At 40.2% G+C, this 12550-nt stretch carries 12 protein-coding genes and 3 tRNA genes; 5 read left to right on the plus strand and 10 right to left on the minus strand.

Going from position 1 to position 12550, the window contains the following annotated elements:
* Positions 1-744: 744 nt before the first annotated feature.
* From H5180_RS14975 to nudE, 5 genes are all read right to left on the minus strand, one after another.
* A tRNA-Met gene (locus H5180_RS14975) sits at positions 745-821 on the minus strand.
* Positions 822-881: 60 nt separating this feature from the next.
* Positions 882-958: transfer RNA gene (locus H5180_RS14980), tRNA-Met, on the minus strand.
* Positions 959-1116: 158 nt separating this feature from the next.
* Positions 1117-1193: transfer RNA gene (locus H5180_RS14985), tRNA-Met, on the minus strand.
* Positions 1194-1335: 142 nt separating this feature from the next.
* Entirely contained in the window at positions 1336-2133 is a 798-nt protein-coding gene (cysQ, locus tag H5180_RS14990; RefSeq protein WP_145242561.1) for a 3'(2'),5'-bisphosphate nucleotidase CysQ, read from the minus strand.
* Positions 2126-2698, minus strand: a complete 573-nt coding sequence (nudE, locus tag H5180_RS14995; RefSeq protein ID WP_179959231.1) for an ADP compounds hydrolase NudE — start codon at positions 2696-2698, stop codon at positions 2126-2128. Before nudE ends, cysQ begins: the two co-directional genes overlap by 8 nt.
* A gap of 61 nt (positions 2699-2759) precedes the next feature.
* On the opposite strand from nudE, the gene yrfG reads away from it, so the two are divergent.
* Complete coding sequence (gene yrfG / locus H5180_RS15000; protein WP_182758482.1) at positions 2760-3407, plus strand: GMP/IMP nucleotidase; 648 nt, start codon at positions 2760-2762, stop codon at positions 3405-3407.
* Positions 3408-3434: 27 nt separating this feature from the next.
* Here yrfG and dcd read toward each other — a convergent pair whose 3' ends face one another.
* The 5 genes from dcd to H5180_RS15025 form a co-directional block, all read right to left on the minus strand.
* Positions 3435-3956, minus strand: a complete 522-nt coding sequence (dcd, locus tag H5180_RS15005) for a dCTP deaminase (protein ID WP_182758483.1) — start codon at positions 3954-3956, stop codon at positions 3435-3437.
* The gene (locus tag H5180_RS15010) at positions 3956-4519 is read right to left on the minus strand and encodes a dCTP deaminase domain-containing protein (RefSeq protein WP_182758484.1); all 564 of its coding nucleotides are present in this window, start codon (positions 4517-4519) and stop codon (positions 3956-3958) included. The genes dcd and H5180_RS15010 overlap by 1 nt, the downstream gene beginning before the upstream one ends.
* A gap of 20 nt (positions 4520-4539) precedes the next feature.
* A complete protein-coding gene (gene dut, locus H5180_RS15015) occupies positions 4540-4995 on the minus strand; it encodes a dUTP diphosphatase (RefSeq protein WP_182758485.1) in 456 nt (151 codons plus the stop codon).
* Between the two features lie 54 nt (positions 4996-5049).
* Complete coding sequence (locus H5180_RS15020; protein ID WP_182758486.1) at positions 5050-5418, minus strand: YacL family protein; 369 nt, start codon at positions 5416-5418, stop codon at positions 5050-5052.
* Positions 5419-5529: 111 nt separating this feature from the next.
* Entirely contained in the window at positions 5530-5754 is a 225-nt protein-coding gene (locus H5180_RS15025; RefSeq protein WP_145242571.1) for a hypothetical protein, read from the minus strand.
* A gap of 327 nt (positions 5755-6081) precedes the next feature.
* Here H5180_RS15025 and uvrD point away from each other — a divergent pair, with 327 nt between their 5' ends.
* The 4 genes from uvrD (at position 6082) to H5180_RS15045 (ending at position 12311) form a co-directional block, all read left to right on the plus strand.
* The gene (uvrD, locus tag H5180_RS15030) at positions 6082-8247 is read left to right on the plus strand and encodes a DNA helicase II (RefSeq protein ID WP_145242582.1); all 2166 of its coding nucleotides are present in this window, start codon (positions 6082-6084) and stop codon (positions 8245-8247) included.
* Entirely contained in the window at positions 8225-10318 is a 2094-nt protein-coding gene (locus H5180_RS15035) for a GNAT family N-acetyltransferase (protein ID WP_182758487.1), read from the plus strand. The genes uvrD and H5180_RS15035 overlap by 23 nt, the downstream gene beginning before the upstream one ends.
* 73 nt (positions 10319-10391) lie before the next feature.
* A complete protein-coding gene (locus H5180_RS15040; RefSeq protein WP_257324969.1) occupies positions 10392-11396 on the plus strand; it encodes an ABC transporter substrate-binding protein in 1005 nt (334 codons plus the stop codon).
* A gap of 66 nt (positions 11397-11462) precedes the next feature.
* Positions 11463-12311: a chemotaxis protein gene (locus H5180_RS15045; protein ID WP_182758488.1), complete on the plus strand. Its 849-nt coding sequence runs from the start codon at positions 11463-11465 to the stop codon at positions 12309-12311.
* The last annotated feature ends 239 nt before the right edge of the window (positions 12312-12550 follow it).

Raw genomic sequence — 12550 nt, forward strand, 5'->3', positions numbered from 1 at the left:
TATTGAAGCTTATATAATTATTATAGTCTTACGATTATTACTCTGGGAGTGATTAGCAAGTTACAGAAGCGCAACCCTCCAATACACTCTGTATGAATTACGTAATTTTTAACATAAGCGACTATACTTATTGCAACTAAAGCGATTTTAAAATACCCAAAATAATAACAAATGTAAATATTTAATTTCAGTGGTTGCAGGAGCCTGAGTTTATGGAGAGCGAACCAACGAACTTCGGCTTATGAGTAACCCAATCTATGCGTGTTACTAAATTTCAGGCATAAAAAAACACGCTTTAGGCGTGTCGATTTAATAGAATTTGTTATTTCAATGGTTGCGGGAGCCTGAGTTTATGGAGAGCGAACCGACGACTTTCGGGTTATATAGCAACATCAAGATCTTCACTGAATTTCAGGCATAAAAAACACTCATATAGAGTGTCTATTCATTCTTAATTTTTATTTCAGTTGGTTGCGGGAGCCTGAGTTTATGGAGAGCGAACCGACGACTTTCGAGTTATATAGCAACATCAAGATCTTCACTGAATTTCAGGCATAAAAAAACACGCTTTAGGCGTGTCGATTTAATAGAACTTGTTATTTCAGTGGTTGCGGGAGCCGGATTTAAATAGATGGCCTTTGCTGGCTAATATAGAGCTGAGACCGACGAGCTATTTATTTCACTGAATTTTAGACATAAAAAAACACTCATATAGAGTGTCGATTCATTATTACTTGATTTCAGTGGTTGCGGGAGCCGGATTTGAACCGACGACCTTCGGGTTATGAGCCCGACGAGCTACCAGGCTGCTCCATCCCGCGCCTGAAATTGCAGATTTATTTATAGTTGCTATACATGACAACTTGGCTTCCAATAAAAATTGGTTGCGGGAGCCGGATTTGAACCGACGACCTTCGGGTTATGAGCCCGACGAGCTACCAGGCTGCTCCATCCCGCGCCTGTATATTTTAAGTCTATCGACTAGTGATTTTTAACTCTCACCAAGAGTTTACAGTAACCGCTTCTTTAAAAGAATTGGTTGCGGGAGCTGTGAAAGGTGAAGAGTGAACCGACGACCTTTTAAAACTTCCAATGCACCAAATCATTTAAGAAAATTGGTTGCGGGAGCCGGATTTGAACCGACGACCTTCGGGTTATGAGCCCGACGAGCTACCAGGCTGCTCCATCCCGCGCCTGTAATTTCTTTTTCAACGGTTTCGCGTTATTTGCGAGCCTGTTTCGAAGAGAGCGCTATAGTATAGGAATCATATTATAATGCAACAGTTAAACTGCTTAAAGCTGTTCAACCGAACAAAAAGCAAACAAACAGAGTAATTAAAGCGCTCTTTGGTGTGGACTGATCATTTTTTGCCACTCCCAATCAGGGTGACCCATCACTATAAAGTCAGGGTTCTCTGTACTCTCACGCTGATTGTAGGTTAATGGATTAAATTCAGCATCAGTAATACAGCCACCTGCTTCTTCAACAATTATTTGCGATGCTCCCGTATCCCACTCACCTGTTGGCCCTATCCGTAAAAAACAGTCAGCTTTACCCTCAGCAACAATACATGCTTTTAAAGAGCATGAACCTACAGCAACTGTTGTAAACTGCGCGTTCAAGTATTGACTAACAGCTTCAATTTTTTGACGACGACTAACAGCCAAAGTTAAGTTATCTGGAGTGGCAACATTGATCTGCTGCTCTACGCCATCGACACGCTTAAATGCACCATTTTGATAACTGGCAAAGTAAGTTGTCTCTTTCGCTGGCCAATAAATCACCCCAAGCACTGGGCGATTGTTTTCAATCAAAGCGATATTTACCGCAAAGTCGCCGCTTTCTAAAATAAACTCACCGGTACCGTCCATTGGATCGAGTAACCAATAGCGCTGCCAATCTTGCCTATCTGCTAAAGCAGGGATTGGTGTTTCTTCTGACATAATAGGAATATCTGGCGCTAGTGCTTTTAATCCAGCAACTAACACATCGTTAGCGGCTAAATCGGCTTTAGTGACAGGTGTGTGATCTGACTTTTCTTGCTGGCCAATATCATCTTTCTTGTAAATAGCCATAATCGCAGCACCAGCGCTTTGCGCAAGCTCAATACATGGCTCAAGTAATTCAATCATTCGCAGCTCCTGATTCTAAATGCTTAGTTAATAATAGCAAAGCTGCAACGCTTCGTGCTTCGGTGAAGTCTGATTGTTGTAATAATGACTGCCAATCGGTTAATGGCCACTTAACAACCACTAATGGTTCTGGCTCGTCCCCAACTAAAGTTTGCGGATAAAGTTGTTGCGCAAACAATATGTGCATAGTCGCATTAAAGTAACTGGGTGCCATTGAAACCACTTTAAGTGGCTGAAGTTGCTCAGCACCAAAGCCAACTTCTTCTTTTAATTCTCGGTTTGCTGCTTGTTCTGGTGTTTCGCCAGGATCAATTAAGCCTTTTGGGAAGCCTAGTTGATAATCATTAGTGCCAGCACAATATTCTCGTACTAACAGTAATTCATTATCAGCTGTTAATGGCACTATCATTACAGCCCCTCGGCCACCGCCGCGGATCCGTTCGTATTGACGCTGTTCGTCATTTGAAAATTTTAATTCAAGTGATTCCACCGTAAATAATCGGCTTTTAGCAACAACTTCGGTGCGAAGAATTTGTGGTGGTGTTGGGTGCTTTTTCTGTGTCATTGGCATTAATTTGCTATCATGGCAGTTAGTTCAATAATAAACCCTATAAGATGAAATTCCTATGTTAAATTGGTCAAAAATCGATACTGTGCTGCTAGATATGGATGGCACTTTGCTCGATCTCCATTTTGATAATCACTTTTGGCTGACAGTGATCCCTGAGCAACTCGCTATCGCAAAGAATATTAGTTTGGCACAAGCCCAAGCGGATATATTAAAACGCTATCAAACCGTTAGCGGTCAAATCCAATGGTATTGCTTAGATTACTGGGAACAACAACTTAATTTACCTATTATGGAGCTAAAATATCAGCATCAGCACCTCATTAAAATGCGTGAGGATGTACCTGCATTTTTAACATCGTTGCGAAAAGCGGGTAAAGAGTTGATTTTACTTACCAACGCACACCCGGAAAGTGTCATGCTCAAGTTTGAAAAAACCAATATTGATAACTATTTAGATGGTGTGGTGTCGACTCATCAATATGGTGTGAGTAAAGAGCAGCAAAGCTTATGGCAGCAAGTACAACTCGATTTAGGTTTTGATAAGCAGCGTACGCTGTTCGTTGACGACAGTTTAGCGGTACTAAACGCCGCAAAAGAATATGGTATTGGCCATTTATTGGCGGTTGCAAACCCAGATAGTAAACAACCGCACAATGAAATCAGTGACTATTTGAGCGTCACTGATTTTCGTAAGCTTATTTAGCTTATTCGCCCTGATGGTAACGCGCTTCTAGGCCATGGCAGTTGGGTGCATTGAATTTTGATAGCGCCCAGCATAAGCTGATACATCAGTGTCCGTTGCAAAAAGAAATAAAGAAGCTATAGGCATACCTGGTACTAATTTATAGTAAAATTCACTCATATTAATTAATTCCAAAGTAATTTTCCCTCTATACCCAGGATCTATTTGACCATCACAAACATGAGCGAACAGAAAACCTCGAGCAATTGAGCCCTTGGTCTGTACCAATCCGAATTTGTCAGTAGGTAATACAATTTCTTCTTGTGTACACGCAAGCAACTTACCATTAGGTGGAAGAATTATGTCTTGTCCTTCTCCTAATGTCGTCGTTGTCGTTTCCATTTTTCTAGGTGGAGTGAAAGCCTCACCATCATAAGGTGCATATTTAGTAAACTGATTATCTAAATGGAGCCCTATTGATGTTGTATCAACAACAACATCTTGGTTTCTTCTAACCACTGCATTCTTTTCAACTAGAGCCCTAAGTGCAACTTGTGTCAGAATCATCATTATGCCTTTGTAAGTAGATATGTTAAAAGAACTGCCAGTAGCGATGCTAGGATAGACACAACTCCTGTGATTACATGTGGTGTATGGTTACTAAAGAAGTCTTTAATTATACTTGTATCACTAGGTTCAATATTTACAGCATTTCTCGTACTGTCACCAATAATTGGATGCTCTGTCGTCAAAAAAGTCAGAGAGCAAAATTTATCCTTCGCTGATAAAGATACTTTTTTATTACCTACGTTAAAAACCGGTATGTGTAGCTTTCCTTCAAATAAAGGATCTACCTTGGTATTTGCGACGAGGATCCCCTTCGCACCAAGACTTCCTTTAGAAGACAAAAATGCAAAGGCATTATTCGGCATCTTTATTGTCTGCTCTGTACAGATAAGCAAACAACTGTTTGGCGAAATCACGACTTTATCTGTGATATTTCTCCAATCAGAATCCCCTGCTTTCTTGTACATAGAGCCGACACTAAGATCGACAGAAACCTGCTCTGCCGAATCAGTGCACAGAGGAGCTATATCTATTCTTCTATTCTCTAAATCCTTTGCAAGTATCATAGACTATCCTTAGTAATTAGTTAGCTTTTACCTGAACTACCAAAACCACCTTCACCACGCTCAGTCGCATCAAATTCGTTAACAACGTTAAAACCTACTTGTACAATCGGCACAAACACAAGCTGAGCGATTCTTTCGCCTACTTTAACGGTATATGTTTTATCACTGCGGTTCCATAAAGAAATAAAGATTTGCCCTTGGTAGTCTGAGTCAATAAGCCCAACTAAATTACCCATAACTAAGCCATGCTTATGACCGGAACCAGAGCGTGGTATTATAGTAGCGGCAAGGCCATTATCTTTCATATGTACCGCAAAGCCAGATGGAATAAGTTCAACTTGGCCTGGTTCTAAAACCAAATCAGTTTCAATACAAGCTCTCAGATCAATACCTGCTGAGCCTTCAGTTGCATAGCTAGGTAGCGGGAACTCATTGCCTAAACGTTTATCTATAATTTTTAAATCAATATTTCTCATTTTTACTTTCTACTTTGAATAAGTCTATAAACAGAATAATACAGATAATATAACTTAACGACCAGCCGAAAACTCATGCCACGAGTTAATCAGGTCAACAAAGTCTTCAAAACCACAACCACTGCTTAAATCATTCTCTTCAAGCATTAATTCATCATCTTGGTAGGCTAATATATCTTCGTTATCTTGATGCAGCGCATGCGCTTCAAATAACGCTTCATCTTTAGACAGAATTAGGTCAATTTCTTGGCCTTTAAGTGTTACCGGCTCAAAGCTTGAACTCACCGAGCTAATAAGTGCCTGCACCATCGCGACTTTGTCTTTGCCTATTTCTTCATTTAACCAACGGCCAATAACCGCATGTTCACTGCTAATTTTAATCCGCAGGCCACTTATTGGATCGCGTATAAATTGGTATTCCATAACTTTACCTAAATACAACTAATGATCGGGATTATACCCTAGTCAGTGCTGAATAAATAAAGCCAGTGACAAAAATAGCGCTAAAAAGCGCTATTCTTTGAAGTGATACAGCTACCGATAAGATCTAAACCGCGCGGCATCAATGATTGCCCAAATATAGACGATCGGCAGTAATATAAAACCAATCGCAACATAAATAAGCGCGCCACTAATAACCCACGCTAGGAAGAAACCAATTGCCGCCATGATCCGGCCTTGAACTAACTGCCCTAAACCTGGGAAAAATATATTACAAATCGCTGCGATAACATTACCGCCTGAACCTTGCTCTGCCATGTTAACCTCAATTATTAATTTAATTTTATTCTTATCTACTTACATTCTTCATGCCAATTATTTAGTTATTAAAAATCAATATGTTAAAATCAACGGTAATACGAAGAACTAGCTAAAATCGTGATTTTTACTAAATATAAGTCAAATTGGCGATATCACTTCACACCACTGATCTAGCTTAGCTAAAAAATGACTATAAATGAATCATTAAGTTTTTAAAGCCTTTAGACTATGTATTAAATTAACTGGTTATAAAAACAGTATTTTATTTAGCCTAACAAAAACACCTGTTATACTGCTTTTAATATTGATTGAAAAGGCGTGATGATGGACGTTTCAGAATTACTCGACGGTTTAAATGATAAACAACGGGATGCAGTTGCAGCCCCACTCCAAAATATGCTGGTGCTTGCTGGCGCAGGCTCTGGGAAAACTCGAGTACTCGTTCATCGTATCGCATGGTTAATGCAGGTTGAGCAAGCCTCCGCTTATAGTATTTTTGCAGTAACCTTTACCAATAAAGCAGCTAAAGAAATGCGCACGCGCGTTGAACAAGCCCTTCAGGCACCAGTAGGTGGTATGTGGATTGGTACTTTCCATGGCTTATCACACCGTATATTGCGCGCCCACCATCGCGAAGCAAACTTACCAGAAGCGTTTCAAATTTTAGACTCTGATGATCAACTTAGAATGATCAAACGCTTATTAAAAGCCATGAATATTGATGACAAAAAATGGCCTGCAAAACAGTTTGGCTGGTATATCAGCGCCAAGAAAGATGAAGGTCTGCGCCCCAAAGATATCCAAGCTTACGACATCAACGAACAAATGATGCTTAAAGTTTACACCGCTTATCAAGAAGCATGTGATCGAGCAGGATTAGTTGATTTTGCCGAAATCTTATTACGTAGTTTTGAAGTACTAAAAAATAATCCAACCTTACTACGTCACTACCAGCAACGTTTTGCCCATATGCTAGTAGACGAGTTTCAAGATACCAACACCATTCAATATGCATGGCTTAAATTATTAGCCGGCGATACCAACAGCATCATGATCGTAGGTGATGATGACCAAAGTATTTACGGTTGGCGTGGTGCTAAAATTGAAAACATTAAGCGCTTTTTGACCGATTTTAAAGCCGAAACTATTCGCCTTGAACAAAACTATCGCTCTACTGCCACTATTCTAAAAGCGTCTAATGCACTTATTCAAAATAACTCAGACCGAATGGGTAAAAGCCTCTGGACTGATGGCAATGATGGTGAACCTATTTCTGTTTATGCCGCTTTTAACGAATTAGACGAAGCGCGCTTTGTAAGCAGCAAATTACGCAGCTGGTTAAACGCTGGTAATGCCCTACAAGATGCGGCGATTTTATATCGTAGTAACGCGCAATCGCGGGTACTTGAAGAAGCGATGTTACAAGAAGGCTTGAAGTACCGCATTTACGGCGGTATGCGCTTCTTTGAACGTCAGGAAATTAAAGATGCGCTGGCATATTTACGGCTCGTAGGTAATCGTCAGGATGATGCTGCATTTGAGCGAGTGATTAACACTCCTGCTCGTGGCATTGGCGATAAAACCTTAAGCCATATTCGCGATTGTGCGCGTAGCGAATCATTGCCATTATGGTACGCCGCCAAAGCCATCGTAGAACAACAACATTTATCAGGACGTGCGGCGACGGTTGTTACTAAGTTTGTTGAACTGGTAGAACATATTGAAGATAAAATTGGTGATCTCACTTTAGAAGAGCAAGCGAAATACGCTATTCAAACATCTGGTTTAATGGCGATGTATCAAGCAGAAAAAGGCGAAAAGGGCCGCGCCCGGGTAGAAAACTTAGAAGAGCTGATCAGCGCCTGTGGCCAATACGAACTCCCGGAAGATGAAGAGTTTAGCTCACCACTGCAAGGATTCTTGGCTTATACCTCACTGGAATCCGGTGATGGTCAAGCTGAAGAACATGAAGATGCAGTGCAAATGATGACGTTGCACTCAGCGAAAGGCTTAGAGTTTCCACTCGTATTTATGGTTGGTGTTGAAGAAGGCATGTTCCCATCTCAACAAAGTAATGAAGAATCAGGTCGGTTAGAAGAAGAGCGTCGTCTTTGTTATGTCGGCATGACTCGCGCCATGGAAAAACTCTATATTAGCCATGCCGAGAGCCGCCGTCTTTATGGTCAAGAAAAGTACCACAGTCCATCACGCTTTTTACGTGAAATGCCTGAAGATTGTATTGAAGAAATTCGTATTAAAACTCAAGTATCGCGACCACCCGCAGCAGGACGATTTAGCTCATCAGTAAGTCATGCCGTATTTGAAGAAAGTGGCTTTAGCTTAGGACAACACGTATTACATGCAAAATTTGGTATGGGAACGGTTATTAATTACGAAGGCAGTGGCGCTCAATCTCGCGTACAAGTGAATTTTGATGACTTTGGTAGTAAGTGGTTAGTAACTGTTTATGCACGACTACAAGCCATTTAACTCGTTAATAAGTAATATCCTACCGCAAATTGCCTATGCTAAACATAGGCAATTGCTACTCATTACTGGCGAACAAAACTGGTGTTATCAACAGGCTAATGAGTTACTCAAGCAACTTTGCCATCCGCTTGTTAAGGTATTATCAACTAGTGGCGAACTCACTGACAGTAGCTGGCCTGAACATACTCATCAAATTCTTGGCCAAGAATTTCAGCATGTTATTTATGACGGTTTTAGTGGCTTAGTGCCAGACAAATTTGCTGCTCTTAGTGGCACTGTTCAGGCTGGCGGTTTATTTATTGTATTGTTGCCAGAACTTGATGATTTACACTATTGGTGTGACCCAGCACTGACCGCCTTTCAATCATTTGCTCAACAACAACAGCAGAGTTATTTTAACCAACGCTTGGCACGCTTACTCCAGAGTAATTTGTATCTGCACCTCAGCCAACAATCAGGCTGGCAAACGTTACCAGAAACAAGCCAGCTAGCAGGTAAAATAAACCTAACTGAACAGCAATTTTGCATCGAGCAAATCATTAGAACTGCCAACGGTAGAGCCAATCGCCCTTTATTGATCAGCGCCGATCGTGGCCGTGGAAAATCGGCGGCTTTAGGGCTTGCTGCTGCAACACTTAACGATAAAAAAATACTCATTTGTGCACAGCAGTTTAACGCCCTACACAGCTGTTTTAAACACTTTGCCGCAGCACGAGGATTAAGCTATCAAACTCGGGATAAACAACTCGCCAACTTGCATTATATCGCTCCGGATCAATTACTAAATGAACTACCTGACTGTGATGTATTGTTGGTTGATGAAGCTGCTGCGATCCCAGTACCATTATTAATTAAAATGCTCACGCATTATCCCCGCATTATATTTGCCAGCACTATGGTAGGTTATGAAGGGAATGGCCGCGGGTATACTTTAAAATTCAAACGTTACCTAGAGCAACATTATAAAAATATGCATAATGTTACTCTAGAGCAACCAATTCGCTTCGCAGCGAATGATCCGCTAGAACAGCATATTTGTAATTTGTTAGCACTTGACGCCGATTATCAAGATATTACGCTAGACACCAGCGCTCTGCTCTATTCTGAACTGACTCCCCAACACCTTGCTGAAAATGAAGCACTACTGCGTCAAGTCATTGGGCTATTAGCATTAGCGCATTATCAAACTAGCGTGAATGACTTGCGTCACTTACTCGACGCGACAGAGCAACGCATCTTTGTATGTCAGCAACAAGGCGTTATTATTGCAGTATGCCTAATTGCGATTGAAGGCGGTTTAACCGCAGACTTGAGTCAACAGGTTGTTAGTGGTCAACGTCGCCCACAGGGGCATTTAATGGCGCAAACATTAGCACAGTTAAGTGCTAATGCTGACGTACTAACAAGGTTGTGTGCTCGTGTTGTGCGCATTGCTGTAGCTCCATCACAGCATAGTAAATGTATTGGCTCACAACTTATTGCTCATTGTGAACAGCAACTAGCATCGAGCTGTGACTGGTTTGGAGCCAGTTTTGGCGCTAATGCGAGCCTACTCAAGTTTTGGCAAATGGCGGGGTTTAGTTTAGTTAAACTAGGCTTTATGCAAGATAAAGCGACTGCAGAACATGCAGCTCTTGTGGCTAAAAGTTTAACTGATCGCAGCTCGCTAATTAAAAATCTGAAAACTGATTTTCAATCAGACTTTGCATTGCAACTACTTGATCATTTCAATCAGTTAGATCAACAATTAGTCGAACAAGTACTGCGTGACTGTGCTCAACATAACGCTGATAACATCCAAGATACACGTCTAGCTGCATTACTAACAACAGATTACCAAATTTTTACCATCAAACCTTTATTGTGGCGGACACTTTGGTGCACACCAAGCAGCTTATCTAATTGCGATGAAAATACCAAATGTCTTTTTATTAGACTAATATTACAAAACTGGTCATCACAAAAGGCACAAATAGTTTTACAGATCCGTGGTAAAAAATCACTCGATAAACTATTCAAACAGGCTGTTACTAATTGGTATGAACAATACTTACTTAAAAAATTACCTTAGCGTTCTTTTCTTCTTTTCATTTTCACATAGCAATTTCGCCTATGCCGAGAACAAGCCAGCGATAAAATTAGGCATGTCTACCGCGTTAACAGGACCTGCCAAACAAATTGGTGAACAACTTTACCTAGGTAGTAATATCTATTTTAACAAGCTAAATAAAAACGGAGGTATCAACGGAGCACACGTAGAATTAATAGTCGCCGACGATGGTTATGAACCAAAACGCGCAGTAAGTAATACTCGTCGCTTTATTTATCAAGACAAAGTAGATGCGCTATTCGGTGCAATGGGAACTCCAACAAGCTTTGCTGTTTTACCAATCCTTGAACAACTGCAAATTCCATATTTAATGCCTTACAGCGGCGCTAAATTTTTGCATTATCAGCCAACAATTAATGTATTCAACATAAGAGCTAGCTACGATGATGAAGCTGACGAGCAAATAAAATACCTAGTCGAAGAAAACAATCACACACGTATTGGGTTTTTAATTCAAGCAGATGAATTTGGTCTTGTAGTAGAATCTGGATTGCGAGAATCGCTCGCCAAACACAATCTAAAGCCAGTTAAAGTCGCTCGCTATCAACGAAATAGTAATGATATTAAGGATGCTCTCAAAGCACTAAAAGCCAGCGGTGCTACTGCCATTTGCTTAGTCGGCACATACAAACCATTATCTGAATTTATAAATAGCGCATATGAACAACAGTTTATGCCTGACTACACCAGTATATCTTTTGCCTCAAGCAATGACTTATTTGCTCGCCTAAAATACCCCAGTAAACTTATGGCGACCGAAGTAATTCCTAACCCTAATAAATGTAACGCTTATTGGTGCACTGAATTCTTCAAAGATATGGCTGCAGCGCAAGTTAGCACACCTAGTCGTCTGCACTTTGAAGGCTATCTCAATGCAATGGTGTTTAGCGCCGCAGCACAACGCTGCCCGCAACCACTGCAACATAATTGTTTAATGCAGCGCCTAAATATTATTTTTAGTGAAGATAAACAAATAAACGCGTTATTCGTCAATAAAACTGATAAGAATAAGCATACTGTCTATCGCTCTGTGTTTTAACAAAATAGCTGCGCTTTCTAAATAATGTTCTATTATTAAGCTATATATTTAGGAGGTGAGGACACTATGGACTTAATTAATTTTAGAGTAGGCCAGAAAACAATTTCATTAAAAATTCTCGACATACTTTTAACTGAACGCTTTGAAGATAATTTAACCTCATTACCTAACGACAATAAAAGTTTTATTGGCGTTAAAGACTATATGGAAACCCCCACTCCAATATTTGATCTAGGTATTATTCTCAACAAACAATCAACTCAAGCTACCAACTTATCATTAGTGGATTTATTTAGTGAATGGGAACAAAAACAACACGAATGGTTTTTCGCACTTGAAAATAGCATTAACCAAAATCAGCCTTTTAACCACAACACTGACATTCAGCAATCTAACTTTGCAAAATGGTACAGCAGCTTTAAAACCGAAAATGAAGATCTTAAAGCAATTATAGAACGATTTAAGATCCCTCATGCACGCTTGTATAGTCGTGCTAATAAGCTAATTGAACTAGTAAAAAAAGGCAATCCAAAGCAAGCTCTTATTGACCTAAATATTGAGCGAAACAGCAATTTTATGCAATTAATTAGACTGTTCGAATCAGCCAAAGAACAAATTGTTTTAGATTATAAACCAATCATCATTTTCACAACTAAAGATGGTAGAAACCCACATATAGGACTACTTGTTGATAAAGTCGAGGATAATATCAGTTATAAAAAAGAAGATATCAAGCCTTTAGATAAGCTAACAGATGTAGGTTTTGACATTGACCCGCAGACCAAAAATATGATGCGAGGATTAATAAAACTTGAGCATAAACATAGCGTACTCATAGACCCAAGTGCAATCTTTAGACCTGATCACTTAATGCATCAACATGCTGAAGAAACAGCAGAATATGGGTTGTTTTAGAAGTGCATTTTCTAGATAGCAGTTCCTTTTAAAGGGCGCTAGTTTCTCAAGATTAAAAATGGCGCACACATGTCAAAGGTTAACACTGACGGCTCGAAGCCATTAGCTTTCCTACAGACGTAAAAAAGCCGCTTCATTTCTGAAGCGGCTTTCTCAATTTGGAGCCTAGCAATGTCGTGGTGCCTACAGCGATAAAAAGTCACATAGCAAATGTATAGAGTAGGCTTTAGGCTCTTATT

This window comes from Pseudoalteromonas sp. SR41-4, from assembly GCF_014163985.1.
GTDB lineage: Bacteria > Pseudomonadota > Gammaproteobacteria > Enterobacterales > Alteromonadaceae > Pseudoalteromonas > Pseudoalteromonas rhizosphaerae.

Excerpts from the sequence above, each read along its gene's own strand:
- dut (WP_182758485.1), bottom strand. The coding sequence starts at position 4,995 with ATGAGAAATATTGATTTAAAAATTATAGATAAACGTTTAGGCAATGAG.
- H5180_RS15025 (WP_145242571.1), bottom strand. The coding sequence starts at position 5,754 with ATGGCAGAGCAAGGTTCAGGCGGTAATGTTATCGCAGCGATTTGTAAT.
- yrfG (WP_182758482.1), top strand. The coding sequence starts at position 2,760 with ATGTTAAATTGGTCAAAAATCGATACTGTGCTGCTAGATATGGATGGC.
- H5180_RS15020 (WP_182758486.1), bottom strand. The coding sequence starts at position 5,418 with ATGGAATACCAATTTATACGCGATCCAATAAGTGGCCTGCGGATTAAA.
- H5180_RS15035 (WP_182758487.1), top strand. The coding sequence starts at position 8,225 with ATGCACGACTACAAGCCATTTAACTCGTTAATAAGTAATATCCTACCG.
- dcd (WP_182758483.1), bottom strand. The coding sequence starts at position 3,956 with ATGATGATTCTGACACAAGTTGCACTTAGGGCTCTAGTTGAAAAGAAT.
- H5180_RS15040 (WP_257324969.1), top strand. The coding sequence starts at position 10,392 with ATGTCTACCGCGTTAACAGGACCTGCCAAACAAATTGGTGAACAACTT.
- nudE (WP_179959231.1), bottom strand. The coding sequence starts at position 2,698 with ATGACACAGAAAAAGCACCCAACACCACCACAAATTCTTCGCACCGAA.
- H5180_RS15010 (WP_182758484.1), bottom strand. The coding sequence starts at position 4,519 with ATGATACTTGCAAAGGATTTAGAGAATAGAAGAATAGATATAGCTCCT.
- H5180_RS15045 (WP_182758488.1), top strand. The coding sequence starts at position 11,463 with ATGGACTTAATTAATTTTAGAGTAGGCCAGAAAACAATTTCATTAAAA.
- cysQ (WP_145242561.1), bottom strand. The coding sequence starts at position 2,133 with ATGATTGAATTACTTGAGCCATGTATTGAGCTTGCGCAAAGCGCTGGT.
- uvrD (WP_145242582.1), top strand. The coding sequence starts at position 6,082 with ATGGACGTTTCAGAATTACTCGACGGTTTAAATGATAAACAACGGGAT.